General features: G+C 73.2%; 30 protein-coding genes. 12 read left to right on the top strand and 18 right to left on the bottom strand.

What is annotated here, in order from left to right; translation table 11 throughout:
* Positions 1–24 precede the first annotated feature (24 nt).
* Genes D3A60_RS04745 through D3A60_RS04730 form a run of 4 tightly spaced genes read right to left on the bottom strand, consistent with a single transcriptional unit; the run spans position 25 to position 2,588 of the window.
* Complete coding sequence (locus tag D3A60_RS04745) at positions 25–555, bottom strand: DoxX family protein (RefSeq protein ID WP_119717606.1); 531 nt, start codon at positions 553–555, stop codon at positions 25–27.
* Between the two features lie 4 nt (positions 556–559).
* Positions 560–1,351 (bottom strand): HvfC/BufC N-terminal domain-containing protein, encoded by a 792-nt coding sequence (locus tag D3A60_RS04740; protein ID WP_119717605.1) that lies wholly within the window; start codon positions 1,349–1,351, stop codon positions 560–562.
* On the bottom strand, positions 1,348–2,244 hold the full coding sequence (gene bufB, locus D3A60_RS04735) for an MNIO family bufferin maturase (protein ID WP_231120417.1): 897 nt from the start codon (positions 2,242–2,244) through the stop codon (positions 1,348–1,350). Before bufB ends, D3A60_RS04740 begins: the two co-directional genes overlap by 4 nt.
* A gap of 20 nt (positions 2,245–2,264) precedes the next feature.
* Complete coding sequence (locus D3A60_RS04730; protein ID WP_119717604.1) at positions 2,265–2,588, bottom strand: BufA1 family periplasmic bufferin-type metallophore; 324 nt, start codon at positions 2,586–2,588, stop codon at positions 2,265–2,267.
* 222 nt (positions 2,589–2,810) lie between these two features.
* On the opposite strand from D3A60_RS04730, the gene D3A60_RS04725 reads away from it, so the two are divergent.
* From D3A60_RS04725 to D3A60_RS04710, 4 genes are all read left to right on the top strand, one after another.
* Positions 2,811–4,013, top strand: coding sequence for an App1 family protein (locus D3A60_RS04725; RefSeq protein WP_119717603.1), 1,203 nt, complete (start codon positions 2,811–2,813; stop codon positions 4,011–4,013).
* 206 nt (positions 4,014–4,219) lie between these two features.
* A complete protein-coding gene (locus D3A60_RS04720) occupies positions 4,220–4,603 on the top strand; it encodes a hypothetical protein (protein WP_119717602.1) in 384 nt (127 codons plus the stop codon).
* Entirely contained in the window at positions 4,600–5,100 is a 501-nt protein-coding gene (locus D3A60_RS04715) for an RES family NAD+ phosphorylase (protein WP_119717601.1), read from the top strand. The genes D3A60_RS04720 and D3A60_RS04715 overlap by 4 nt, the downstream gene beginning before the upstream one ends.
* Positions 5,101–5,191: 91 nt before the next feature.
* Positions 5,192–5,389, top strand: coding sequence for a hypothetical protein (locus D3A60_RS04710; RefSeq protein WP_119717600.1), 198 nt, complete (start codon positions 5,192–5,194; stop codon positions 5,387–5,389).
* A gap of 95 nt (positions 5,390–5,484) precedes the next feature.
* Here D3A60_RS04710 and D3A60_RS04705 read toward each other — a convergent pair whose 3' ends face one another.
* Positions 5,485–7,044 carry an ATP-binding response regulator gene (locus tag D3A60_RS04705; RefSeq protein WP_119717599.1) on the bottom strand — a complete coding sequence of 520 codons (1,560 nt, stop codon included), beginning with the start codon at positions 7,042–7,044 and terminating at the stop codon, positions 5,485–5,487.
* Between the two features lie 264 nt (positions 7,045–7,308).
* On the opposite strand from D3A60_RS04705, the gene D3A60_RS04700 reads away from it, so the two are divergent.
* The 4 genes from D3A60_RS04700 to D3A60_RS04690 all read left to right on the top strand — a co-directional run bounded on the left by D3A60_RS04700 (position 7,309) and on the right by D3A60_RS04690 (position 9,261).
* The gene (locus D3A60_RS04700) at positions 7,309–8,067 is read left to right on the top strand and encodes a dihydrofolate reductase family protein (protein WP_119717598.1); all 759 of its coding nucleotides are present in this window, start codon (positions 7,309–7,311) and stop codon (positions 8,065–8,067) included.
* Positions 8,068–8,087: 20 nt separating this feature from the next.
* Positions 8,088–8,270, top strand: coding sequence for a VOC family protein (locus D3A60_RS14700; RefSeq protein ID WP_231120416.1), 183 nt, complete (start codon positions 8,088–8,090; stop codon positions 8,268–8,270).
* Between the two features lie 6 nt (positions 8,271–8,276).
* A complete protein-coding gene (locus D3A60_RS14695) occupies positions 8,277–8,495 on the top strand; it encodes a VOC family protein (protein WP_231120415.1) in 219 nt (72 codons plus the stop codon).
* Between the two features lie 151 nt (positions 8,496–8,646).
* Positions 8,647–9,261: a fibrobacter succinogenes major paralogous domain-containing protein gene (locus tag D3A60_RS04690; RefSeq protein ID WP_119717597.1), complete on the top strand. Its 615-nt coding sequence runs from the start codon at positions 8,647–8,649 to the stop codon at positions 9,259–9,261.
* Positions 9,262–9,270: 9 nt separating this feature from the next.
* Here the strand turns inward: D3A60_RS04690 and D3A60_RS04685 are convergent, their stop codons facing one another.
* The 5 genes from D3A60_RS04685 to D3A60_RS04665 form a co-directional block, all read right to left on the bottom strand.
* Complete coding sequence (locus tag D3A60_RS04685) at positions 9,271–9,948, bottom strand: GNAT family N-acetyltransferase (protein ID WP_231120414.1); 678 nt, start codon at positions 9,946–9,948, stop codon at positions 9,271–9,273.
* A 13-nt stretch (positions 9,949–9,961) separates the two neighbouring features.
* Positions 9,962–10,159 (bottom strand): hypothetical protein, encoded by a 198-nt coding sequence (locus D3A60_RS04680; RefSeq protein WP_119717595.1) that lies wholly within the window; start codon positions 10,157–10,159, stop codon positions 9,962–9,964.
* Positions 10,160–10,168: 9 nt separating this feature from the next.
* Complete coding sequence (locus D3A60_RS04675; RefSeq protein ID WP_119717594.1) at positions 10,169–10,459, bottom strand: hypothetical protein; 291 nt, start codon at positions 10,457–10,459, stop codon at positions 10,169–10,171.
* A 119-nt stretch (positions 10,460–10,578) separates the two neighbouring features.
* Positions 10,579–11,049 (bottom strand): OsmC family protein, encoded by a 471-nt coding sequence (locus tag D3A60_RS04670; protein WP_119717593.1) that lies wholly within the window; start codon positions 11,047–11,049, stop codon positions 10,579–10,581.
* A gap of 94 nt (positions 11,050–11,143) precedes the next feature.
* Entirely contained in the window at positions 11,144–12,148 is a 1,005-nt protein-coding gene (locus D3A60_RS04665) for an amidohydrolase family protein (protein WP_119717592.1), read from the bottom strand.
* Positions 12,149–12,297: 149 nt separating this feature from the next.
* Between D3A60_RS04665 and D3A60_RS04660 the strand changes: the two genes are divergently transcribed.
* Both D3A60_RS04660 and D3A60_RS04655 read left to right on the top strand, forming a co-directional pair.
* The gene (locus tag D3A60_RS04660; protein WP_119717591.1) at positions 12,298–14,049 is read left to right on the top strand and encodes a M20/M25/M40 family metallo-hydrolase; all 1,752 of its coding nucleotides are present in this window, start codon (positions 12,298–12,300) and stop codon (positions 14,047–14,049) included.
* A 240-nt stretch (positions 14,050–14,289) separates the two neighbouring features.
* Positions 14,290–14,643: a DUF1428 domain-containing protein gene (locus tag D3A60_RS04655; protein WP_119717590.1), complete on the top strand. Its 354-nt coding sequence runs from the start codon at positions 14,290–14,292 to the stop codon at positions 14,641–14,643.
* Between the two features lie 66 nt (positions 14,644–14,709).
* Here the strand turns inward: D3A60_RS04655 and D3A60_RS04650 are convergent, their stop codons facing one another.
* The 5 genes from D3A60_RS04650 to D3A60_RS04630 form a co-directional block, all read right to left on the bottom strand.
* Complete coding sequence (locus D3A60_RS04650; RefSeq protein WP_157981397.1) at positions 14,710–15,663, bottom strand: XVIPCD domain-containing protein; 954 nt, start codon at positions 15,661–15,663, stop codon at positions 14,710–14,712.
* Positions 15,664–15,849: 186 nt separating this feature from the next.
* Positions 15,850–17,010, bottom strand: a complete 1,161-nt coding sequence (locus D3A60_RS04645) for a serine hydrolase domain-containing protein (RefSeq protein ID WP_196778648.1) — start codon at positions 17,008–17,010, stop codon at positions 15,850–15,852.
* A gap of 61 nt (positions 17,011–17,071) precedes the next feature.
* Positions 17,072–17,974: a pepsin/retropepsin-like aspartic protease family protein gene (locus D3A60_RS04640; protein WP_119717588.1), complete on the bottom strand. Its 903-nt coding sequence runs from the start codon at positions 17,972–17,974 to the stop codon at positions 17,072–17,074.
* Positions 17,975–18,090: 116 nt separating this feature from the next.
* Positions 18,091–19,545, bottom strand: a complete 1,455-nt coding sequence (locus D3A60_RS04635; protein ID WP_119717587.1) for an MATE family efflux transporter — start codon at positions 19,543–19,545, stop codon at positions 18,091–18,093.
* Between the two features lie 175 nt (positions 19,546–19,720).
* Positions 19,721–20,923 carry an alpha/beta hydrolase-fold protein gene (locus D3A60_RS04630; protein ID WP_196778647.1) on the bottom strand — a complete coding sequence of 401 codons (1,203 nt, stop codon included), beginning with the start codon at positions 20,921–20,923 and terminating at the stop codon, positions 19,721–19,723.
* Between the two features lie 357 nt (positions 20,924–21,280).
* On the opposite strand from D3A60_RS04630, the gene D3A60_RS04625 reads away from it, so the two are divergent.
* Entirely contained in the window at positions 21,281–21,574 is a 294-nt protein-coding gene (locus tag D3A60_RS04625) for a hypothetical protein (RefSeq protein ID WP_119717585.1), read from the top strand.
* A gap of 231 nt (positions 21,575–21,805) precedes the next feature.
* Positions 21,806–22,009: a hypothetical protein gene (locus tag D3A60_RS04620; protein ID WP_119717584.1), complete on the top strand. Its 204-nt coding sequence runs from the start codon at positions 21,806–21,808 to the stop codon at positions 22,007–22,009.
* Positions 22,010–22,213: 204 nt separating this feature from the next.
* Here the strand turns inward: D3A60_RS04620 and D3A60_RS04615 are convergent, their stop codons facing one another.
* The 3 genes from D3A60_RS04615 to hutU form a co-directional block, all read right to left on the bottom strand.
* On the bottom strand, positions 22,214–22,573 hold the full coding sequence (locus tag D3A60_RS04615) for an HU family DNA-binding protein (RefSeq protein WP_119717583.1): 360 nt from the start codon (positions 22,571–22,573) through the stop codon (positions 22,214–22,216).
* 212 nt (positions 22,574–22,785) lie between these two features.
* Positions 22,786–23,862, bottom strand: a complete 1,077-nt coding sequence (locus tag D3A60_RS04610; RefSeq protein WP_119717582.1) for a DUF1615 domain-containing protein — start codon at positions 23,860–23,862, stop codon at positions 22,786–22,788.
* A gap of 14 nt (positions 23,863–23,876) precedes the next feature.
* Entirely contained in the window at positions 23,877–25,547 is a 1,671-nt protein-coding gene (gene hutU / locus D3A60_RS04605; protein WP_119717581.1) for a urocanate hydratase, read from the bottom strand.
* Positions 25,548–25,554 lie beyond the last annotated feature (7 nt).

Here is a 25,554-nt window from a genome sequence, read left to right as displayed (position 1 = left end):
CGGGACGGCGGCCAGCCACGGCGCTCACCCCCCGCCGCGCCGCGCCAGCAGGTGGTCGAGCGACACCGCACCCGGACCGCGCGCCATCAGGTACAGCATCAGCGCGGCCCACAGCCCGTGCGTGGCGTAGGCATCGGGGTAGACGAACAGCTGGATGACCAGGGTCATCACCAGCAGCCCCAGCGCGGACAGGCGGGTGGCCAGCCCGACGAGGAGCAGCAGCGGCAGCACGTGCTCGGCGACCGCCGCCAGCTGCGTCGCCGGCTCGGGCGGCAGGAGGGGCAGCGCGTATTCGCTGCGGAACAGCTCGACCGCGCCGTCCGCCACGCGCGGCACGCCGAGCGCCACGGTGCCGCCGATCGGGTCGAGCACAAGCCCTTCGATCTTGGTCTGGCCGGACACCCAGAACGTGACCGCGAGCGAAAAGCGCGCGAGCAGCGCGATGGCGGCGTGCGGGATGCGCGCGAAAGCGGCATGCAGCCGCCGGATCGCCGCGCGTGCCGCGGCGATCGGAAGACCCAAGCGCGGCGTCGCGGTCGGAACGGTCGTACTCATGGCCTCACTCCACGGAAGTCAGGAAGCCGGCAATCACGCCGGGCCGGATCAGCACGCCGAACAGCGCGCCGTCGTCGATTGAGTCGCCGTCGGCGCGTGCAGCGGCGAATGCGTCACCGAGCTGCGCGCCGTCGCGCAGCGCGTCGAGCAGCGCGATCGCGCCGGCGGGCAGCGGGTCGACCGAGACGTCCCAGCGCGGCCGGGTCACCAGCGCGTCTTCCCTGGCGTCCACGTCGATCGCGGCGAGGGTGTCCAGGTCCGGCGCGCCGTTGGCCGGATGCGCGCGCCACAGCGACACGGCGGCGTGGTCGAAGCGACGGCACGACGCGGCCGGGTGCAGCGCGAGCCGCAGCGCCGCCAGCCGCGACGGGTCGGCAAGCCAAGGCGCGAACGCGGCCGGCGTCAGGGGCTCGGCATCCGCCGCGCTAAACGCGGCCACGCGCATTGCTTCCAGCCGCGCGACGGCGGCCACGTACGGCACGCCCGCAGCGGGGCCATATTCGGCGACGAAGGCCGGGAAGTGCTGGGCGTACTCGATCAGCACAGGCGAGCGCGGCGGCGCGGCGAGGACGCACTCCCGCGCCATCGCGCGGAAAAACGCGTCGCCCAGCAGCATTCGCGTGACCGGGAACGACGCCGTCAGGCCGTCGACGAGGCCGGCTACGAAGGTGTTGCGGTGCACGGCGAAGCGGCGTTCGCGCTGCGCCGGGGACGGCGCGCACAGCACCGCGGGAACGGCGCGCTCCGGCGCGCACAGCGCTGCCGCCACGTCGGCGAGGACGCGCGCGGCACTCATGCCGCCAACGTCCGGTCGGTGCTGCGCGAGGCGTCGAGCACTGCCTGCGCGCGCCGCGCCTGCGCGCGCAGCACGGCGTAATCGGGCACGTCGGTGTCCCACTCGATCAGCGTCGGCACCGGACCGATCGCCGCGATCACCTCCGCATACAGGGCCCACACCGCGTCGCGCACGGGTGAACCGTGGTCGTCGACCAGCAGCGTCGCGGCGCCGTCGAGCGCCTCGACGGCGTGCCCGGCCAAGTGGATCTCACCGACCTGGTGCAGCGGCAGCGCAGCTAGGTAGGCGCGCGCGTCGCGCCCAAGGTTGTGGCACGAGACGTGGACGTTGTTGAGATCGAGCAGCAGCCCGCAGCCGGTGCGGGCGACGACCTCGGCGAGGAACTGCGGCTCCTCGAGCGAGCTCGCGGCATACGCCAGGTAGGTGCTCGGGTTCTCCAGCAGCATGCGGTGACCGATTCGTTCCTGCACCCGCGTCACGTGACGGCAGACGCGGCTCAACGCCGCGTCGTCATATGGAAAGGGCAGCAGGTCGCCGAAGAACCGGCCGTCGTGCGTCGACCACGCCAGGTGCTCGGAGAACGACGCCGCCGGGTACCGCGACAGCAGCGCGGCGATGCGGTCGAGGTGCGACACATCCAGCTGTTCGCCGCCGATCGACAGGCCCACGCCGTGCACCGACAGCGGCACGCGCCCGGCCAGCGCGGCAAGCTGCGCATGCGGCAGGCCCCCGGCGCCCAGGTAGTTCTCGGCGTGGACCTCGATGAACCCGGGCGGTTGAGGGTCTTCGCTCAGCGCGCCGTAGTGCCGTGGCTTGAATCCGATGCCGGCCTGCGCGGGCAGGCCGGCATCGCGCAGGGACGACGCGACGCATGGGGAGGTCGATATGCGCACCGTGCCGTCTCCGCCGTCGCTCACATCGCCTTGCCGGACGCCGGCTTGCCCTTGAACGCCGCCAGCTGGCCGAAGCCGGTCGGCGAGGTCTGCGATGGGGTCTTCGTGCAGGTACCCGCCGGGACGTGCTTCCACGCGTTCGCCTGGTAGTCGGTCTTCGAGGTGCCGGCGCAGGTCGTGCCGGGGCCGGCGGCGCAGTCGTTCTTGCCGGCGAGCGACACGCCGTAGCACTTTTCCTGCTTGGCGCCGCCCGCGGCGTGGACGGGCACGGCGGCCACCGCCAGTGCGGAGCCGAGGGCAGCAGCGAGGGCAAGGGCAGGAACGGCGTTGATGCGGTGGGCCATGGCGGATCTCCTTCGTGTGGGTGGAGCGGCGTCGCCGGCGCGCCGATCGCGCATCCGCCTGCCTCTCACAGGGACACTTCGCCGCGAGGGGGCGGACGGTTACATCGGCACCGCGGCACCACCACGCGACGGCACCGGGAGCCACCCGCCAGGCGGTGCACTCACGCCGCCTTGGCCGTGCGGCCCCAACACTGCCCGCCCCGCTGCCGAACCGGAGGGCGCATGTCCGCGCCGAGCACGCCACCGCGCTGGCCCGACCACGTCGCGCGCTTCCTGCGCGAGCAGGTCATCGACGCCGACGACCACCTCGATGCCGCGCGCAGCCGACTGCGCGCGCGGCTGCGCTTCGATCGCCCGCGTCACATCGCCACGTACCGAAGCTTCGTCGACGACGACGGCGTCGAACTTACCGGCCGCGTGCTCGCCGAGCCGCCGCTGGGCGGCCCGACCGAACAGGACGGCTGGTGGGACAACCTGCTCAACACCTACCGCCGCTTCGAGAGCGACGAAGTGCCGGGCGTCGCGCTGCGGGTGCGCTTCCGCGACGCGGCCGCCGACACGGTGACCGACCACGAGGGCTACTACCGCGTCCACCTGCGCCCGACCGCGGGCGCGAGCGACGCGCCGTGGGACAACGCCAGCGTGTCGCTGGCCGACGGCACGCTGATGACCGAGCAGCCGGTGCTGCAGGTGTCGCCGTCGTCGCGCCTGGGGATCATCTCCGACATCGACGACACGGTGCTGCACAGCGGCGTGACCGACTGGAAGACCGCCGCGCAGCTGACGTTCCTGCACAACGCGCGCACGCGCAAGCCGCTGCAGGGCGTGGCGGCGCTGTACGCCGCGCTGCAGGGCGGGGCCGATCGCGCGGGGCGCAACCCGGTGTTCTACGTGTCGAGTTCGCCGTGGAACCTGTACGACCTGCTGGACGACTTCCTCGAGCTCAACGCGATCCCCGCCGGCCCGATCTTCCTGCGCGACCTGGGCACGGACGATGGCAAGTTCATCAAGACCACCGGCCACGGCCACAAGCTCGAGCGCGCGCGCGAGCTGATCCAGCGGATGCCGCAGCTGCGCTGGGTGCTGCTCGGCGACTCCGGCCAGGCCGACGCCGAGCTCTACGCCGAAGCGGCGCAGGAGTTCGGCGAGCGCATCGCGGCGATCTACATCCGCGACGTCGACCCGGACCGCGACAGCCCGTTCGATGCCGGCGTCGACGCGCACATCGAGCGCGTCGCCGGCACCCGCGTGCCGATGCTGCGCGTACGCGACAGCCTCGCGGCCGCGGAGCACGCCGCCTCGCTGGGCCTGATCGACCCGGCCACGCTGCCGGCGATCGCGAAGGAAGTGCAGCGCGACAAGGCGCGGCCGACGCTCGCGGAGGCCGCGGCGGACGGCGCGGCCGAGGGCGCGCCCGGGCCGTGAACGCGTCGCGGGCGATGGCGACGACGGCTGCCGAGCGGGGCCGTGCGCGCGTTCATGGTGCTGAGCGCGGCGGCACGGGTTGCAGCGTCTGCACGCAGATCGTTCACGTGCCTGCGCAGTAGGCTGCCGGACGCCGGGGCGGAATGATGCCCCGCGTGCACGAGCCCCGCTGAGGCGAACCGCCTCGATCGATCAAGGAGCGCTCCATGAACACCTCCCCTGCCCGTTCGCCCCGACTGCTGCTGCTCGCCTGCCTGGTCGCGCTGTCGACCGCGGCCTGCGACCGCCGCGACGCCCCGCCGCCGAACGCCGATACCGGCGCGTCGTCGTCATCGCCGGACACCGCGAGCACCGTGATTCCGGAAACGCCGCCGGCCACGGCGCCGCAGGCCACCCCGCCGGTCGACTGCACCGGCCTGACCGGCCAGGCGCTCGACGACTGCCGCATCCGCGCCGCGGTGTCGCCGCCGCCGGTGGCCGCGCCCGCGACGGTGCCGCGCGATGGCGTCGATCCCGAACAGAACGTCGACGCGCCTATGACGAACCCTCCGCCGAAGGAGCCGCCGGTCGACGAGACGACGCCGCCATGACCGAGGCCCGCGACGGGCGCGATGCCGCCGCCAGCGAACAGGCCGACGACGCGGTCGTGATCTACCGCGTCTCGACCGCGAAGGACGCCGAGGACGGCTTCACCCGCCCGCAGCGGCGCGACGGGCGCTGGAGCACGCGCGAGGCGAACGTCGGCTACGCGGCGACATCGGCCGCGGCGGCGATGCTGGAGTTCCTCGCCCACCTGGAAGGAGCGACCGAGCCGGACCTGCGGCTGCTCGTCGGCCGCATCCCCGGCGAACTGGTCGAGACGCTCGCGTCGCCGCCGGCGCGTTGGCGCGAGCGCCCGTACCGGGCGGAGGTGCAGCAGGTCGGCGACGAATGGGCGGCGTCGGGGCGCTCCGTTGCGCTGCGCGTGCCCAGTGCGCTGTGCCCGCGCGAATGGAACCTGCTGCTCAACACCTCGCACGCGATGCACGGACGGATCGAGGTCCTCGACTGCGAGGGGCTCGCGATCGACGCGCGGCTGCGAACGTGAACAGGCGCACTTCACGCGGTGGCAATCCCCGATGGCGTTAGCTGCACGTCGACGGTGCCGGCACGCACCCTGACCCCTCGAGGACAACGCCATGAGCCTGCTGCACTCGCCGCTGCGCGCGGACCGCGAACGCGACGTCGCGCCGCACACGCCGCACGCCGCCCTGCCCTCTGCGCAGAACGCCGGCAAGGGTCCGACCGCCTGCGAACACAGCCGCGATCGCGAGGTCGCGCCGTGGGCGATCGCCCGTGCGAACAGGCCCGAGCAGCCGAGCAGCGCCAAGCGCTGACGCGCCGCGTACGCGCACGGCGGCGCATGCCGCGCCCGCTCTGGCACACCTGTTCCCTCTGCCCGCGCGCCCAGCCGCAGCCCGGGCGTGCACGCTCAGATCGATGCGGTCGGCGGCACTGCGTCGTTGGCGCGATCGAGGCCGGCGATCAGGGCGTGCAGGCGTGCCGGGTCGATCGGCTTGATCCAGTGCGCATCGAAGCCTGCGTCGCGCGAGCGGTCGCGGTCGCTGGGCTGGCCCAGCCCGGTGATGGCGACGATCGGAACGCTGCGCGCCCACGGCGCCGTGCGCAGCCGCCGGCACACCTCGAACCCGTTGAGGCCGGGCATGCCGATGTCGAGCAGCAGCAGGTCGGGCCGCACCGACTCGGCCAGCGCCAGCGCCTCGATGCCGTCGTTGGCGACGTTGACGTGGTGCCCGGCCGCGCGCAGCACCTGCGCCATCGTGTCGGCCGCATCGCGGTTGTCGTCGGCCACGACGATCCGCAGCGGCCGAACCGCGGGCGTCGCGACCGGCTCGGCGGCCGTTGCCCCCTCGCCGCCGCGCGCACCGCGCAGCGCCGGCAGGCGCACCACCGCGCGCGTGCCCCGGCCCGGTCCGTCGCTGTCCAGCAGGATCGTGCCGCCGTGCAGTTCGACCAGCCGGCGCGCCAGGCCGAGCCCGATGCCCAGCCCGCCGCGGGTGCGCTCGAGCGACGCGTCGCCCTGCCGGAACATGTCGAACACGCGGTCGCGCAGGTCGTCCGGCAGGCCGATGCCGTCGTCGGCGATGACGATCTCGACGGTGTCGTCGTCGAGCGTCGCCTCGATCGACAGGTGCCCGCCGTGCGGCGTGTACTTGGCCGCGTTGTGCAGCAGGTTGCCGACCACCTGCGCCAACCGCACCGGGTCGGCTTCCAGTTCGATCGGCTCGTCCGGCATCGACACCGCGAGGGCGTGGCCCTGCGACGCGACGAACGGACCGGCCGACTCGACCACGTTGTCGACCACCGTCTGCAGCGCGACGATCTCGCGGCGCAGCTGCAATTTGTCGCGGCTGATGCGGCTGACGTCGAGCAGGTCGTCGACCAGCCGCACCAGGTGGGCGAGCTGGCGCGCCATCGTCGCGCGCGCGGCCTGCAGGGTGTCCGGGTCCGGCGCCAGCCGCAGGATCTCGAGGCTGTTGCTGATCGGCGCGAGCGGATTGCGCAGCTCGTGCGCGAGCGTGGCGAGGAATTCGTCCTTGCGGCGGTCGGCCTCGGACAGGTCGGCGGCCAGCGCATGCAGGCGCGCCTGCATCGCCTCGAGGTCGTCGATGTCGTGGCGCAGGCCCTCGGCCCGGCGCCGCTCGTCATGCAGCGACTCGCACGCCAGCGTGATCGCCAGCGCAAGCAACACGAACAGCGCCAGCTGCAGCTGCTGCTCGCCGCCGGCGATCGCGAACGAACCGGTCGGCGGCAGCAGCCACCACGCCGACGCGACCGCGCCCAGCACCGTGGCCACCAGCCCGGGCCCCAGCCCGCCGAGCCAGGCGCAGAACAGCACCGCCATGAACAGCGGCAGGAACGTCGCCACCTCGAACAGCTCGGGCCAGAACCGCACGCGGACGAACAGCGCCAAGGCGACCGCCGCGGGCGCGGCGAGGTAGTGCAGCCAGGCGATTCGGCGGTCAGGCATGCGCGCGATGGTAACCGCGACCCGTGATGGCCCCGCCGAGGCGTCGATAGCAGTTCCGATGGCGCGCACGCGGGCACGCGAAAGCGCCCTCGCGCCTTCGGCCAGCCCCGTTCAGCCGCGCGGCGCGGCGCGGGGCTTCGCCGTGACCGCCGGCTAACGCCGCCTGCCCGATCGTCTGCCGGCGCATGTCGAATGCGGGTGCGCCCGCTCGTCGACAGACCAGGCGGGCCATCGCGGCCCGGACAGAACAATCAGGAGGTCCGGATGCACCTGGTGGTGGGCAGTTTCGTGACGATCGACGGCGTCGTGCAGGCGCCCGGCGCGCCCGACGAGGATCGCAGCGGCGGGTTCGAGCACGGCGGCTGGATGGTGCCGTTCTTCGACGACGACCTCGGCCAGCGGATGGCCGACTGGTGCGCGCGCGCCGACGCGCTGCTGCTGGGTCGGCGCACGTACGAGATCTTCGCCGCGCACTGGCCGCACGCGGCCGACCCGTCCGACCCGATCGCCGACACGTTCAACCGCGTGCCCAAGCACGTCGCATCGCGCACGCTGCAGTCGACCGACTGGCACAACGCGCGACTGATCGACGGCGACGTCGCCGACGCGGTCCGCGAACTCAAGCGCCACGGCGGCGGCGAGCTGCAGGTGCACGGCAGCGCCGGGCTGGTGCAGACGCTGCTCGCCAACGACCTCGTCGACGAGTGGCGGCTGTGGATCGCGCCGGTCGTGCTCGGCCACGGCAAGCGGCTGTTCGGCACGTGGAGCGTGCCGGCGGCGCTGACCCTCACCGATTCGCACGTCACCTCCACAGGGGCGCAGCTGCTGGTGTATCGCCGCGCGGGCGCGGTCGCGCACGGCTCGTTCGCGCTCGACCCGCCGACGGCCGAGGAGGTCGCGCGGCGCGCGTCGATCGCCGTCGACCGCCCGGCGCCCCACCACGGGAAGGACGACGACGGGAAGGACGACGACGAAGCGCCCGAGCCGCCGCTGCCCGGGTTCGCCAATCCGCTGCCGGCCTGATTCCCACGGGAGGACACGCGATGAAGATTAACCCCTACCTCGTCTTCAACGGCCAGTGCGAGGACGCCTTCCGCCTGTACGAGCGGGTGCTCGGCGGCCGAATCGAAATGCTGTCGCGCTTCGGCGACACGCCCGGCGGCGAGGGCATGCCCGAGGCGATGAAGCAGCAGGTCATGCACGTGCACCTGGCGATCGGCGACTAAGCGATCATGGGCTCGGACAGCCCGCCGGAGCACTACCAGCCGCCCGGCGGCACCTCGGTGTCGATCGGCGTCGACGACCGCGCCGAGGGCGAGCGCATCTTCAACGCGCTGGCCGACGGCGGCACCGTGCGCATGCCGTTCGCCGAGACGTTCTGGGCGCAGGGCTTCGGCATGTGCGTCGACCGCTTCGGCACGCCGTGGATGGTCAACGCCGGGTCGAAGTAGCGCGCCGGGCCCGCGCATCCGCCCGGGCCCGGGCGACGTCTCTTCGGCACGGCGGCCGACGCGAGCGATCGCGCCGCGCTGTGCCGCTGACCACCCGAGGTGCCCCGTGCCCCGAGCAAGCTTCGCTGCCGTCCTCTCGGCCGCACTGTCGATGGGATCCGCCGCTGCCGCAGAGGCGACTGCGCGCGGCGAGGCCGCGACCGACGCCGTCGCGAGCGTTACGATCGGCGCCCAGGTGTGGATGGCGCGCAACCTCGAGGTGACGACGTTCCGTAACGGCGACCCGATCGCGGTCGCGGTCGGCAATGCCGCCTGGGCCGCCGCCGCGCGCGACCGGATGCCGGCGCTGACGAGCTACGGCGACGACCCGACGTACCGGGAGCGCTTCGGCCTGCTCTACAACCACCACGCGGTCGTCGACCCGCGCGGGCTGTGCCCGCCGGGGTGGCGGATTCCGGACAACCACGACTGGGACGCGCTCGAGGCCCACCTCGGCCGCAGCGGCGCGGCCACGGCGCTGAAGTCCGCAGTCGGCTGGCCCGGCAGCGGCAACGGCAGCAACGCGTCGGGTTTCGACGCCCGCCCGGGCGGGTTCCGCATCCAGGACGGCACGTCGCGACTGGGCGGGCGCGTCGGCTACTGGTGGTCGCTGTCGACCGACGCCACCGACCAGGTCACTTCGATCCTGCTCTTCGACTACGACGGCCGGATCTTCCGCATCCAGTACCCGCGCGGGCTGGGCCAATCGGTGCGCTGCCTGCGCTGACCGGTCCGGCTAGCGCGTCGGCGCGCGCAGCGACCAGAAGTCGATGTCGACGCGCGTGCGGTAGCCGTTGCGCGCGTACAGCGCCTTGGCGCGGACGTTCTCGTTGCTGACGTGCAGGAACGGCACGCGCCCCGACGCGAGGATGTCGTTGCCGAGCCACGCGAGCAGCCGGCGCGCCAGCCCGCGACCGTTGAAGTCCGGGTGCGTGCACACCGCGCTGATCTCCTGCCAGCCGTCGGTGGCCATGCGCTCGCCGATGATCGCCGCCAGCCGCCCGCCGTCGTAGATGCCGAAGTAGCGCCCGAGGTCCATCGTGCGCGGGCGGAAATAGTGTGGATAGACCAGCGCCGTCAGCGCCAGCACGTCGTCGCGGTGTGCGTCGGTGAGAGGCGTGATCGCCGGGCCGTCGACCTCGGGCACCGGCGCCTCGCAGACCATCTGCGCCAGCGAATGCGGACCGCTCGCCCGCCAGCCGGCGGGCCGCGGCGGGCGCGCGCCGAGCAGGTAGACCGTTTCGTCGGGCGAAACGAGCGCGGCGAGCCGCGCGTCGACGCCGTCCGCGCCGCGGGCGATGCCGAGGAACGGGGCGACGTCCGGCGGGTAGCGCACCACGCCGCCGTCGCCGTCGCCGCGGGCGAACGCGCGCTGGCGGCTGACCAGCGACGACCAGATCGGGTTGTCGAGCACGTGCACGGTGTCGCTACCGGTCGATCGCCCAGGAGGTGACCGCGAACGCGAGCGAGAACCCGGCCGCGCGGGACAGGAACGCCTGCGCCGTCGCCGCCCTCGGCGTGACCGGGGACCCGGCCTCGCGCCGGCGGCGGTTGGCGAATGCGACCAGCGCGGCGGCGACGCCGAACGCGACCGCGACGCACAGCGCCAGCGTCGACGCCTTCATCCGCGACGCTCAGGCGTCGCCGGCACGGCGGGACGCCAGCAGCCGGGCGGCCAGCGTGCCCAGGCCGAGCCCGACGATGCCGGACGGCATCGCCCCGCCGAACGCGACGCCGCCGACGACGCAGCCGGCGGCAAAGCCGAGCATCGCGCCGATGGCGAGGTTGCGGGTGCGGCGCGCGGCCTCCAGGCGCTGGCGCAGCGCCTCGGTCTGCGCGCGCATCGCGGCCGCTTCGGGGCCGGCCAGGATCGCGGCGGCGGCCGCTTCGGCCTGTTCGGGCGTCAGTCGGGTTTCGGAGGGCATGCGGGCGACCTGCAGCGGTGGAGCCGAGACTCTGCCTCAACCGCGCCGACGCGGCCACTGCCGGAGATCACGGCGGCGATCGATCCCGCGCGCCGGGCGGCACGCGCCCGTGCCGCGCCCTACTCGCTGCGCGTGACGATCCGGATCGTGCCGTGCAGGGTGCGGTGGACCGGGCAGCGGTCGGCGATCTCCATCAGGCGCTGGCGCGTCGCGTCCGGGACGTCGCCGTCGATCCAGATCTGCCGTTCGAGCCGGTCGATGCGCGCGCCCGGATCGGTGTCGGACGCCTCGCAGTCCAGTTCGTGCACCTTGGCGTGGCGCACGACGACGCGGATCGCGGTCACCGGCAGCTGCTTGAGCTTGGCGTACGAGTGCAGCGTCATCGCGGTGCACGACGCCAGCGCCGCGGAGATCAGGCCGTACGGCGACGGCCCCTGGTCGGTGCCGCCGACCGCCACCGGCTCGTCAGCGACGAGCCCGTGGCCGGCGACGTTCATCGCGGTGCGGAAGCCGCGGTTGTCCGAGGTGGCCAGCGCCTCGCCTTCGCCCAGCGGCGATTGCAGACCGGGAAACGCGGTGACGTCGGGCATCGGGGCACTCCAGCGGGGGACTGCCGTGATGCTACTGCGCGTGCGGGCGCATCGCGCATGCCGCGCCCCGCTCGCGCGCCGCGTGGCGTCGCGCTCAGCGCGCGTGGTCGGCGGCGATCTCCGCCTCGCTCAGCCGCAGGAAGCGCGCGGCGTTGTTGTAGAAGATGTCGCGCTTCTGCGCAGGAGTCAGGAACGGCGCGGTGTCGATCGCCTTGATCGCCTCGCCGATCGCGTCCGGCCAGTACATCTGGTCGGAGCCGAACAGGATGCGCTTGCCGAAGCCGGCATCGACCATGCGTTCGAGCGCGTCGTGGAACTGCGCGCGCGGGAAGCCCCAGTTGTTGCACGACACGTCCACGTACAGGTTCGGGTGGGTGAACATCATCGCGATCATCTCGTCGACCAGCGGCGAGGCGTAGTGCATCACCCAGATGCGCAGCTTCGGGTGGCGGCGCAGCACCTCCTCGAGCTGGAACGGCGTGGTCATGCTGGCGCGGTAGTCCTCGTAGCCGGGGAAGCGCGCGGCGCCCGGCGGGCCCTCGCCGAGGTGGATGCCGACCGGAATGTCGAGCTCTTCGGCCAGCGCGAAGTACGGGGCGAAGCGCGGGTCGTCGGCGCGCAGGCCGCGGTACTGGATCGACACCTCCGCGAACGCGGCCAGCTGGCCGGCGCGGTGCAGCGCGCGCAGCTCGTCGATCGACTTTTCCTCGCGCTTGCCGAACGCCACCGCCGGCACGATCACGCCCGGCGCCTGCGCGCGCCAGCGGGCGACGCGCTCGACGCTGCCGTCGGTGATCGCGCGGCGCACGTCGTGCTTGCGCAGCGCGGCCAGCGACTCGCGCATCAGCGCGTCCTCGGTCGCGGGCGCGCGCATCGGCTGCGGGCAGTTGCCGAGCAGCGAAGGGTCGAACTCGTCGCGCGGGTCCATCGTCGGCACAGCAATGGGCTGGTCGCCCGGGCACGCCGGCGAGCCCGGCGGCAGCTCCAGCGGATAGGCGTGCAGGTGCATGTCGATCACGGGGCCGCCGGCCGTACCGGCCGCGTGCGCGAAGCACGGAAACATCAGCAGGCTGGCCAGCGCGGCGTTGCGCAGGGTCATGGTCGGTCCTCGGCAGTCCCCGGGAGGTTACGCCGCGGCGCGGGAGCAGCGGCCATCGCCGTCGGCGGCCCGACCGCCGGGCGTGGGTATAGTCGGGGCCCGGACGCCGCGCCCTCGCGCGGCGCCCGTCCGGCCCAGGGGACCCCGACATGCAGCCAGCGACGGCAACGATCGACCCGCCTGCGCGCCCGCACTGGGCGTGGCTGCTGGCCACCGTGCTGGCGAGCGCGCTGCTGACGTGGTTCGCATCGCAGCCGCCGCCGGCGCTGCCGGCGGACGCACCGGCCGACGCATTCTCCGCAACGCGGGCGATGGCCGACGTGCGCGTCATCGCCGCGCGTCCGCACCCGACCGGCTCGGCCGAAAACGACGTCGTGCGCGCGTACCTCGCCGGGCGGCTGCAGTCGCTGGGCTTCAGCGTGCGCGAGCAGCCGTTCGCGCTCACCGCCAGGCAGACCGCTCGGCTCGCCAAGCGCGGCAGCGCGCCGGCGCGCACCGGCGTCAACCTGATCGCCGTGCGTGCCGGCCCGCCGGCCAGCGGCCCCGCGGTCGCGCTGATGGCGCACTACGACAGCGTGACCGGCTCGCCGGGCGCCGCCGACGACGCGTTCGGCGTCGCCGCGGCGCTGGAAATCGCGCGCGCCATTCCGCGCGACGCGCAGCGCCGCGACCTGGCGATCGTGCTGACCGACGCCGAGGAGATCGGCCTCGCCGGCGCGCGCGCGTTCTTCGCCGCGGCGCCGGCCGGCGACCCGCTGGCAGCGCGCATCGGCACCGTGGTCAACCTCGAAGCCCGCGGCGGTGGCGGCCGCGCGATCATGTTCCAGGCCAGCCCAGGCAACGGCGCGCTGGTCGATCTGTTCGCCCGCGTCGTGCGCCAGCCGGCCGCCAACAGCCTCGCGGTCAGCATCTACGAGCGCCTGCCGAATTCGACCGACTTCACCGAAGCGCTGCAACGCGGCGTGGCCGGCTTCAACTTCGCGCCGATCGGCGACGCGCGGCTGTACCACTCGCCGCTGGCGACGCCGGACAACGTCGATCCGCGCTCGCTGCAGCACCTGGGCTCGCAGGCGCTCGACCTGGCGCGCGCGCTGTCCGGCGAGGCGGCGCTGCCGACGGCGAGCGCCGACGTGGTGTTCAGCGACGTGCTCGGACTGGCGACGGTCGCGTATGCGCCGTGGGTCGGCTGGGTGCTGCTCGCGCTGGCCGCCGGCCTGGTCGTGGCGATCGCGCGCCGGCGCCGCGGCGAATGGACGGCGCGCGGCGTCGCGCTCGCCGCTGCGCACGGCCTCGCCGGCCTGGTCGCCGCCGCGCTGGCGCTGACCGGCGTCAACCTGCTGTCGCGCGGGCCCGGGGCGCCGGACTACTACGACCGGCTGGCGGCGCTGCCGCGGCTGGAGTGGCAGGCGCTGCTGGTGCTGCTCGCGGTGCTGGCGGCGATGGTCGCGGCCGCGCGCCGCGACGGGCTCGAGCGCTGGCTGGCGTTGGCCGGCGTGACCGCGCTGCTGGCGACGGCGGTGCAGGCCGCCCTGCCCGGCGGCTCGCCGTTCTTCACCTGGCCGCTGCTGCTGGCGAGTGCGGTGGTCGCGGCCGCGTCGTCTCGCCCGCGTCCGGACGGGCCCGCCTCGTGGGCCCTGTTCGCGGCCGCGGCGGTCGTGGGCATCGGATTCCTCGCCGCGCTCGGCCACTTCGCGATGCTGTCGATCGGCACCGGGCTGCCGGCAGTGCTCGTGGTGCTGCTGGCACCGGCGTGGCTGCTGCTCGCCCCGCTGCTGCCGCGCCCGCACCGCGGCTTCTGGTGGCTGGCGCTCGCGCTGCTGCTCGCGGCCGTGGCGGTGGCGCTGTGGGTGCGGCTGGACCCGCTGGCCGCGTCGGTGCCGGTCTACAGCGAGACGCGCTGACGGCGCACAGATCGCGCGCCGGCTGGCGAATGCCTAGGCGCCGCACTGCAGTCCGCGTCGATCCCGCTCGGCGTACGGCCCGTCGAACCGGCGCGTCGAAGCGGCGCGTCGAACCTGGGCGTCGAAAAAGGACCCCTTCGTCCGTCGCACTGGCAAGCGCGCGGTTCGCCTCGCGCTCATCGCGGCTGAACGCCTGCCCGAGCAGGCTCACGCCACCCGTGCCAGCGCAAGGAGACAGCCATGCCCTACATCGACGGTTTCGTGATTGCGGTTCCGACCGCGAACAAGCAGAAGTTCATCGATCATGCCCGCCAGTTCGACCCGGTGTTCCTCGAGTACGGCGCCACGCGCATCCTCGAGTGCTGGGGCGACGACGTGCCCGACGGCACCCAGACCGATTTCCGCCGGGCGGTGCAGGCCACCGCCGACGAGGCGGTGGTGTTCTCGTGGATCGAATGGCCGGACAAGGCCACGCGCGACGCCGGCATGGACAAGGTGATGAAGGACCCACGCATGGACCCGGGCAGCAACCCGATGCCGTTCGACGGCAAGCGGATGATCTACGGCGGCTTCGCTCCGGTGGTCGAGCTGTAGCGCGCCGCGCTACGCCCGGCACGCCCGCCACGTCGCGTGGCGGGCGCGTGCCGTCGGCGCAGCGGCTCAGACCGCGCGCGCGCGGACCGGCTCGTCCACCGTATTTACAACCGGCGCCTGCGCGATCGCCTGCTGGCCGAGCGCCTCGGACACGCGGGCGAACGCGCCCGACTGGATGTCGGCGTGCGCGACGGCGGCGCGCAGCCCCGCCGGCCCGTCGCCCTGCACCGCGAACACGTTGTCGCGCGTGCCGGCGACGACGGCCAGGTCGCCGTTGCGGTCGAAGCCCGCGTTCGCGCCGGCCTGGACCAGCAGGGCCGCGGCATCGCTGCGCTGCGCGACGCCGGTGCCCTCCAGCCCCCGCAGCGCCTGTTCGAACTGGCGGTGGAACGGGTGGCCGGGGTGACGCAGTCCGTCGTCGGTCCGGGGGGCGTACGCGCTGTCGATGCCGTCGCGCAGCTCGGCCCGCGGCTGCGCCGGCTGGATCTTTTCCCACGGGAACCAGCGCTGCGCGTTGTAGTAGTCGGCCGCGGCCTGCGGCGTCACCGTGTAGGTTTGCTCGCCGCTGCGGATGCGCGCGCCGCCGTCCTCGGCCCAATTGCGCGCGCGCTGCTCGTAAAGCGCCTGGCGCGAGCGGTCGAAGCCGCTTTCGGCCACGCGGATCGCGCCGGCCACGTCGGGGTTGTTGCGGATCGTCCCGCTGATCGACTGGTCGCCGGTGATCTCGAACTGAAGCCGGCCGACGCGCGGCACGGTCGCGCCGATCGCCGCGTTCTGGCCGCGATTGGCCTCGACGCTGACCTCGCCGACCTGGAAGCCGGACTGGCTCAGGCGTGCGATCACGGTCTGCTGCGCCTCGGCGAGGAGCGCGCGCGACTCGTTGCGGGTGACCTCGAGGAACGGGATCTGCCGCGCCGAACCGCTGGTGGCGGACAGGTCGAGTCCGACGACCAGGCGGCCGTCGCGCTCGGTGATGGACAGGTTGAGGCTGGGCGCCTGCAGGGCGTCTAGGGTCGGCATCGTCATCTTCCTTGTTGTGGGCGTGACACGGGATGCCGTCGTCGCCGCATCCTGTGGCGGGGTCCTTGCAGGGCGCAGTGGACGCGCCGCAGTCCGATCACACCACGGCCGGGTTTAAGGATTCGTTACACGGGCCCGATGCGCGCCAGATGACGCGGCGGCGCAGCGCGCCGCCGCGGTCCGGCGCTACTGCAGCGCCGCGAGCGTGCGCGTGACCACGCCGGCGAGGTCCGGCGTCCAGCGCAGCACGATGACCAGGTCGTGTTCGCGGTCGACGTAGACGTAGTTGCCGCCGAACCCCGCCGCCCAGAACGCCGATTCGGGCGCGGCCGGGATGGCGGTGCGACCGGTGTTGAGCCACCACAGGTAACCGTAGTCGGCTTTCACCGGCGACGGGCGCGTCGCCTGCGCAAGCCAGCCGTCGGGCAGCAGGCGCTGCATGCCCCACACGCCGTCGCGTTCGACCAGCAGGCCGAAGCGCGCGTGGTCGAGCGTCGAGATGACCAGGCCGCCGCCGAAATGGCCGCCGCCGGACACCGACTGCATGCGCAGCCCGTCGAGCTCGACCCACGAGTTGTCGTAGCCGTGCCAGCGCCACGTGGACGATGCGCCGATCGGGTCCATCACGCGGCGCTTCAGCAGCTGCGGCAGCGGCTCGCGCACGACCTGCAGCAGCGCGTACGCGAGCAGGTTGATGCGCACGTCGTTGTACTTGTAGTGCGTCCCCGGCGTGCGCAGCGGGCGCCTGGACGGATCGTCTCCCTCCGGGCGGTCGGCCCAGTCGGCGACGTCCCACAGCGTGCCGCTCCAGTCCGAGGTCTGCTGCAGCAGGTGCGTCCACGTGATCGCGCCGTTGTGCGCACCGTCGAACCACGTCCCGGGCACGCTGCGCGCGACCGGCGCGTCGAGCGAGGCGATGCGGCCGTCGGCCAGCGCCAGCCCGGCCACGGTCGACAGGTAGCTCTTCACGGTGCTGAAGGTCATGTCGGGGCGGTCGAGGTCGCCCCACTCGGCGACGATGTAGCCGCCGCGCACCACCACGCCGCTCGACTGCGCGCGCGGCGTCACCGGGCCGAGGATGCGGTAGTTCGGCTCGCGCTTGCCGTAGGTGTCGTTGAGCACCACGCGCAGGTCCGACGGCTCGACCTGCGCGCTGGCGCGCGCATAGGCGACCGCGTCGGCGAGGCGCCGCGCATCGAAGCCGGCCTCGGCCGGCGCGCGGCGCGCCCATTCGTGGCGCGGCGGGACGTAGTCGGCGGCAACCGCGGGCGCGAACAGCGCCAGCGCAAGCATCGCGACGGTGGCGCGGCGCGCGGCTGCGCTTGCGAAGTCGGACAGGTTCGGCACGGCGACGCCCCGGTGGATACTCGCCGCAGTGTAGCGACGCGTCGGCCGCATGCCGGGCGCCTCAGCCGCGCTTTTCGATCAGCAGCCGGCGGCCCGGGTAATCGATGACGAAGCGGCGGTCGCCGAGCAGGTCCATGCCGAGGATCATCGCCGGCGCGCCGTCCATGCCCAGCGGCGCGAACACCGGCAGGTCGGCGATCGCCAGCGACGGCGATCCGAACCGCGTGCGGCCGACGGCCAGCGCGTCGAAGCGGGCGACGTCGAACGCAAAGCGGTGCGCCGTGGCGCCGCCGCCCGACGCTTGGCGCACCAGGCCTTTCGCGCCAGGCGCGAGCCCGGTCCCGCGCGCGGCGCGCCAGTTGATGAAGCTCTTGCGCGCGCCGGTGTCGAGCACCGCGGTGACCGGAGCGCCGTCGAGCCGCACCTCGATCGTCACCAGGCCGGTGTGCGGCATCAGCCGGATCGGCACCGTGTCCCAGCCGCGCGCGCTGTGCGGCAGCTCGCCGGGCCGGTGCAGGCCGAGGACGCCGCCGTGCAGGTCGAACTCCACCGCGTGGCCGCCGAACACGTCGCGACCGACCACGCCCACGACGTCGTCGCCGTGCGCGACGCCATCGGGCAGACCGGTCGCGAGCAGCCGCCCGGTGCGCACGCCGGCCACCGTCAGCGGCGGCAGGCGGTAGCGGTCGATCCGCTGCGACCCGGCCGCGCCGTGCATCTCGATCTGACCGCCGGGCTCGGGCGCCAGCCGCAGGCGCGTGCGAGCGTGCTCGTACACGGCGCTGGCGCTCGCGCCGGTGTCGACGACGAACAGCAGGTCGCCGTGGCCGTCGACGCTGACGCGCGTGGCCGGGTGGCCGGCGCGGGACCGCTCCAGCGCCTGCACGCCGGCGTGCACGCGCGGGGTCGCCGCGACGACGACGGCAGCGGCAAGCGCGACGTACAGCAGCGGGACCAGGCGCATGGCGACTCACGAGGGGACGACAGCCGCATTGTGCCCGCACGCCCGGCGACGGGCGCGTGCGGCCCATCGCGGGAGCCGCAACTGCACGCCCTCGCGCGCGGCAATCCTGGGGAGCGCTACACCTTGGCGGCCTTCCACGACCCGCGCGAGAACAGCCACAGCGTGAACAGCCCGACCGAGGTCTCCGACACGAACACGCCCCAGAACACCCCGGTCTGCTGCCAGCCCAGCCGCAGCGCCAGCCAGTACGACAGCGGGATCTGGATCAGCCAGAAGAACACCAGGTTGATCTTGGTCGGCGTGATCGTGTCGCCGGCGCCGTTGAACGCCTGCACGGCGACCATCCACCAGCCGTAGACGAAGAACGAGAACGACAGGATCCGCAGCCACTCCGCGCCGACGGCGATGACGCCCGGGTCGGCGGTGAAGATCGCGATCAGCGTGTCGGGCTTCGCGAAGAACAGCCCCGACACCGCGACGGTGAAGGCCATGTTGTACCAGCCGATCCGCCACACGCTCGCCTCCGCGCGGCCGGGCTCGCCGGCGCCGAGGTTCTGCCCGACCAGCGTCGCGGCGGCGTTCGACATGCCCCACGCCGGCATCAGCGTGAACATCATGATCCGGATCGCGATCGTCGCGCCGGCGACCGCTTCGCTGCCGACGCTGGCGAGGATCCGCATCAGGAAGATCCACGACGTCATCGCGACGATCATCTGGCCGATGCCGCCGAACGAGGTGCGCAGGATGTTCCAGGCGATCGCGCCGTGCCACGCCAGCTGCGCGCGTGCCACGCGGATGTGCTGGCCGCCGCGCAGCAGGATCCACAGCTGCATCAGCACGCCGACGCCGCGGCCGATGTTGGTCGCGATCGCCGCGCCCTCGATGCCCATTGCCGGCACCGGGCCCCAGCCGAAGATCAGCAGCGGGTCGAGCACGATGTTGAGCCCGTTGGCGACCCACAGCACGCGCATCGCGCTGGCCGCGTCGCCGGCGCCGCGGAACACCGCGTTGATGACGAACAGCAGCAGGATCACCGCGTTGCCGCCGAGCATCCACTGCGTGTAGCGATAGCCGTGCTCGAGCGTCCACGCGTCGGCGCCCATCAGGCGCAGCAGGTCCTGCGCGTAGACGATTCCGGCGACGGTAAACGGCAGCGACGCCAGCACCGCGATGATCACCGCCTGCACGGCGGTCACCGCGGCCTCGTCGCGTCGGTGCTCGCCGATGCGGCGGGCGACGATGGCGGTCACCGCCATCGCCAGCCCCATTGCGATCGCATAGAGCAGGAACAGGTAGCTCTCGGTCAGCCCGACGGTGGCCACCGCCGACGCGCCGAGCTGGGCGACGAAGAAGATGTCGACGACGGCGAACGTCGACTCGAGCACCAGCTCCAGCACCATCGGCACCGCGAGCAGGAACACCGCGCGGCGCAGCGGGATGCGGGTGTAGTCGGCGTTGGTGCCGCGGATCGCGTCGCGCAGCTCGGCCCACAGCGGGCCCGACGGCGCGTGGGCGGCCGCCCCGGCGGAGGTGCCGACTTCGGCGGGCGTGGATTGGGGTTCGTGGCTCATCGTCGACGGGTCCGGGGGATCTGGAAACGGTAGCGCGGTCCCAGCGGGCGCGCTGTCCCGGAAGCGACGATTGGCGGCGGGCCGGATCGACAGCAAACCGAAGCGAGGGCGTCAGCGCAGCGGCGACGCGATCGCTCGATCGCGTGCCCGCACCGTGCCGCGACGGTGCCCATGCTCAGCGCCGCGGCGTCGCCAGTTCGGCGCGGTGCCTGGCCACCTGCGCGTAGAAGTTCGCGCGGTCCGGATGGCCCTGCTCGGCGGCCAGCGCCGCCGCGCGCGTGGCCGACGCGAGCGCCTCGCGCCAGCGTCGGGCCTCGGCGTAGCCGTCGGCCAGCGCGGCGTGCGCGCCGGCCGATCGCGGGTGGCGCTCGACATTGCGGGCGAACAGCGCGATCGCCTCGTCATGGCGCCCCGCGTTCATCGCCACGTACGCGAGGGACTGCACGACCGGCTCGGGCACCGCGGTCGGCCAGCCGAGCGACTCGGACACCTGCGCGTACTGGCGCTCGGCGTCGGCCAGCGAGGCGCCGGGCAGGTCGATGTCGAACCGGTAGCCGCGGTACAGCGTGCGCAGGCCATCGACCAGCGCCACCAGCGGAATACCGGCGTGGGTTTCGCCGGGAAAGTCGCGCCCGACCGCGCGCAGCCCGCGCGGCCCCTGCTCCAGCGTGGCGAACAGCGCGTGCGCGTCGGCCAGCGCCGGGCCGCGGTCGTCGGACCGGGCCACGTAGACGAAGGCCGGCAGCGACGCCGTGCGCGCGAACGCTTCAGCCAGCTCGCGGCGCGGCAGGCGGTCGTCCCAGTCGAGGCTCGGGCTGTTCACGAGGTAGGCGCGGAACGTGTCCGGCCGCGTCGCGAGCAGGTGCAGTGCGAACTGGCCGCTGGCGGAGTGGCCGACCACGGTGCGGAAATCGTCGGTGCGGTAGTCGCGCTCGATCGCCGGCAGCAGCTCGGTCGTCAGGAACCGCGCGAAGCGGTCGGCGCCGCCGCCGCCGACCCAGGCCTCGGCCCAGTCGGTCTGGGTGAAATCGCGCAGCCGGTTGGTGCTGTCGAGGCCCACCACGATCGTGTCGGGCATTTCGCCGTTGGCCGCGAGGAAGCGCGCGGTCGTCGTCGCGTGCGCGAAGTGCCGCTCGGCGTCGAGCACCAGCAGCACCGGGTAGCGGCGGCCCGGCGACCACGCGTAGCCCGGCGGCAAGGCCACCGAATAGCGGCGCTGCTCGTCGAGCACCGTCGAGTCGAGCTCGCGCGATTCGCCGATCACGACCGGCACGGATGCCGCGGATGTCACCGCTGGCGCGGGAAGCGCGGGGGACGCGGCGTGCACCGCCAGCATCGAACAGCACAGCAGCACGGTCAGCAGCGCGCGACGGATCATGGCTGGGGTTTCCACAGGGCAGTCGTGCCGACATGGGGACCGGCCGGGCAACGGCAAGCCCGCGCGGGTGCCGCACTGCAGTCGGGGCCACGGCCCGACCGGCGGCATCACCGCGCCGGGGGATCGGGCACGGCCGCGCCAGGGCGCACGATGAGGACTGGCGCCGCCGGGGCGCACTACCGGCCCGACGGCTCGCAGACACGGTGTGCGTCGCACGGCCGATGGCGGCTCCGGCGCCTGCTGCCGCCCCGCCGCGGGTAGAGCCGCCGTCGGCTGAGGGAATTCCCCACTGACGGCCGCCGCAACCGCCGTGTACAACCCAGAGTCCCCTCATCTTTCGCCGTTACGGAGGGTGTCATGCCGCTCGACCGCGCCGTGCTGGAAGCCGACCTCGCGCTGATCCGCGGCCTGCTGCGCCAGGTCATCACCCGCGAGTCGTCCGCGGGCATCGTCGAAGCGGTGTCGACGCTGTCGCGCCTGCTGGCCGACCGCGCCGGCGCGGACGTGCCCGAGGTGCAGGCGCGGCTGCTGGAGCTGCTCGCCGCCGAGGGCCTCCTGCCCGGGCGCGTCGCGGCCAGCACGCCGCCCTCACGCAGTGACCGGGACCCGCCGTTCAGCGCGCTGTCGATGCGCATGCCGATCGGCGACTGACGCCCGGCGCCCCGAAGCCGGCCCTCTGCACGACTCGACCCGCGACGCCCTGTAACGCGGGTTTACTCGCGTCATCCGCGGACGGTCCGGCGGGCAGCACTCGCGTGCCGCTCACGCCGCTGAACCCTTGCCCGATGGACGTACGGTGGGGTCATCGTGCCTACGCTTTTTTCGCGCGGCGCTTGCAGCGTGTCGCCTAGTGTCGAGCCGTCCCAGGAATGGGGTCGCCCCATGATCGAAGAACTCACCACCAAGGAACTCGAACACATCCGCCGCCTGTCGCACCGCGGCCCGGCTTCGCCGGCCAAGCTCGACGACGGCGTCTGCGAACGGCTGCGCGCCAAGCGGTTCACCGCGATCGGCCCCAGCGGCTGGCGACTGACCACGGGCGGCTGGCTGGCCTACCGCGCGGCCAGTGCGCGCGGACTGATCTGATGTGATCTGACGCCGCATCGCGCGGCGCCGCTGCCCGCGCCGATGGGGCGGCGCCGCTACGACACCATTACGACTACGACGCGTCGCGACGACGCGTGGTCGGACGCACTACAGACGCCTGCGCGTCGAACGGCGACAGAAAAGAAAAGGGCCGGCGCGCTACCGCATTCGCGGCAGCGCCCGGCCCTCGTTCGCGCGGCCCGATCAGGCCGTCGCGGCGTCCTTGAGCTTCTTCATCGGACGCACCTTGACCTTGACCGTGGCCGGCTTGGCGGCGAACACGGTTTCCTGGCCGGTGAACGGATTGATGCCCTTGCGCTTCGGCTTGGCCGGCACGCTCTGCACGGTGATCTTCAGCAGGCCCGGCAGCATGAACTGGCCCGCGCCCTTCTTGCCGATCGACGCGTGGATGGCGCTCTCGAGCGACGCGAGGACCGCGCGCACGTCCTTGGCGGTCACTTCGGTGGCGCCGGCGATGTGGGCAACCAGGGCGGACTTGCTCATCACGTCCTTGATCGGCTTCGGGGCAGCCGGCTTGGCGGCGGTTTTCTTCTTGGTAGCCATTTGGGTTCGTTCTGCTCGTCAGTTTGGTGGGCTTGTTGCCGGCGCAGGCCGACCCCCGCACTGTAGGCCATGCGCACGCCGCCGCAAGCACCCCGAGCCCTTTTTTCAGGGGTTTTTTTCGACTTCCCCGCGCTGCGGGCCGGAAACCCGGCCAGTCCGACGCCACGCGGGCGCCGCGCCCGCCATCCAAGCCCCCGGCGCCCCGCGCGCGGCTAGCGCGCCATGCAGCGCTTCCAGCGCGCGTTGACCCGGTCGGCGAACCACGCCGTCGTCAGCTGCCGGGTGATCTTCGGGCTGCGCAGCGCGATATCCGGGACCCGCGCGCGGGCGAGCGGACCGCCGGCCTGCCGCTCGGCCAGCACGAACACGTCGCGGTACAGCGCAGTGTCCTCGAACGCGTGCTGGTGCTGCTTGCCGAGCGCCGCACGGATCGTCGCGTCGTCGATGCCCAGCACCACACCCATCGAGCGCAGCGCGCGCTCGGTCGAACCCGGCGCGTCCATCGCCGCGCCCGGCGTCAGCAGGTCGCCGTCGAACTCGACCGGCCGCCCCGATGCCAGGTGCACGGCGCGCTGGAAGGCAGCGTTGCGGCTGGCGTACCAGCCGGCGTTGAAGTCGGCGAATCGGTACAGCGGCTGCCGGTAGCTGGCCGGGTAGTCGAGCAGGTGCTTGATGCCGAAGTACAGCCCGCCGCGGCGGCTGAACACCTCGTGGCGGATCGAGCCGTCGCGCGGGTACGGATAGCCGCGCGCGTGGCGCTCGGCGAACGCGATGCGCACCTGCATCGGCCCGCCGGTGCGGATCGGGTTGAAGCCGTCGAGCAGCCGCCGGCCCATCGGCACGCGATCGCTCATTTCCTCGAACAGCGCCGACAGCTCCTGCTCGGTGCGCAGCGCGTCGATGCGCTCGCCGTAGGTGCGGCCGTCGGTCGAACGCACGTCCAGCGCCGCGGCCACCACGAACGCCGGCAGCCGCAGGCGGTCGGCGCGGCGCTGGATCTCGGCACGCGCGATCTTCGACAGCCCGGCCACGGGCGGATCGGCCTTGTAGCCCGACTCCTGCTCGATCACCGCCATCACCGCGCACAGGTTCGAGCTCGACGGCTCGATCTCCATCGCCTGCAGCGCCGCCTGGATGTCGCGCGCCCAGCCGGCGCGGTCGTCCAGCGTCATCGGCAGCTTGCGCAGCAATTCGGCGCGGACGTCGTCGGGCGAGCGCGGCGCCGGGCCGCACGCGGCCAGCAGCAGCGCCAGCGCGGCGACCAGCCAGCGTCGGGTCGGACGACCCATGGCGTGGCGTACGCTCACGCCATCGGCAGCTTGAGGCCCTGCTCGCGCGCGCACTGCTTCGCGATCTCGTAGCCGGCGTCCGCGTGGCGCATCACCCCGGTGCCGGGGTCGTTCCACAGCACGCGGGCCAGCCGCCGGTCGGCGGCCTCGCTGCCGTCGCAGACGATCACCACGCCGGAGTGCTGCGAGTAGCCCATGCCGACGCCGCCGCCGTGGTGCAGCGACACCCACGTCGCGCCGCCGGCGACGTTGAGCATCGCGTTGAGCAGCGGCCAGTCGGACACCGCGTCGCTGCCGTCGAGCATCGCCTCGGTCTCGCGGTTGGGCGACGCGACCGAGCCGCTGTCGAGGTGGTCGCGCCCGATCACCACCGGCGCCTTCAGCTCGCCGTTGCGGACCATCTCGTTGAACGCCAGCGCGAGCTTGTGGCGCTGGCCGAGGCCGACCCAGCAGATCCGCGCCGGCAGGCCCTGGAAGCTGATCCGCTCGCGCGCCATGTCGAGCCAGCGGTGCAGGTGCGCGTCGTCGGGGATCAGCTCCTTGACCTTGGCGTCGGTCCGGTAGATGTCCTCGGGATCGCCGCTGAGCGCGACCCAGCGGAACGGGCCGACGCCGCGGCAGAACAGCGGCCGCACGTATGCCGGCACGAAGCCGGGGAAGTCGAACGCATCGGCGCAGCCGACGTCCTTGGCCATCTGCCGGATGTTGTTGCCGTAGTCGAACACCGGGATGCCCATGTCCTCGAAGTGCAGCATCGCCTCGACGTGGGTGCGCATCGAGTGCTTGGCCGCGTCGCGCACGCGCTCGGGGTCCTGCACCTGCATGCGCTGCCACTGCTCGACGGTCCAGCCGATCGGCAGGTAGCCGTGCACCGGGTCGTGCGCGCTGGTCTGGTCGGTCACCGCGTCCGGACGCACGCCGCGCTCGACCAGCTGCGGCAGTATCTCGGCCGCGTTGCCGAGCAGCGCGATCGACTTCGCCTGACCGGCTTCGCAGTACTTCTCGATGCGCGCGAGCGCGTCATCGAGGTCGCTCGCCTGCTCGTCGACGTAGCGCGTGCGCAGCCGCATGTCGATGCGCGACTGCTGGCATTCGATGTTGAGGCTGCACGCGCCGGCGAGCGACGCGGCCAGCGGCTGCGCGCCGCCCATGCCGCCGAGCCCGGCGGTGAGGATCCAGCGGCCGGTCAGGTCGCCGCCGTAGTGCTGGCGTCCCATCTCGACGAAGGTCTCGTACGTGCCCTGCACGATGCCCTGGCTGCCGATGTAGATCCACGAACCGGCCGTCATCTGGCCGTACATCATCAGGCCCTTCCTATCCAGCTCGTGGAAGTGCTCCCACGTCGCCCAGTGCGGCACCAGGTTCGAGTTGGCGATCAGCACGCGCGGCGCGTCGGCGTGGGTCGGGAAGATGCCGACCGGCTTGCCGGATTGCACCAGCAGCGTTTCGTCGTCCTCGAGGTTGCGCAGCGATTCGAGGATCGCGTCGTACGACGCCCAGTCGCGCGCGGCGCGGCCGATGCCGCCGTAGACCACCAGCTCGGTCGGGGATTCGGCGACCTCGGCGTCCAGGTTGTTCTGGATCATCCGGTACGCGGCTTCGGTCAGCCACGACTTGCAGGTGAGCGCGTTGCCGCGCGGCGCGCGGATCACGCGGCTCGGATCGATGCGGGGGGAAGCGGCCATGCCGGAG

Source organism: Cognatilysobacter tabacisoli, assembly GCF_003586305.1.
Classification (GTDB): domain Bacteria; phylum Pseudomonadota; class Gammaproteobacteria; order Xanthomonadales; family Xanthomonadaceae; genus Cognatilysobacter_A; species Cognatilysobacter_A tabacisoli.
This window is presented reverse-complemented; position numbering and strand designations above follow the sequence as displayed.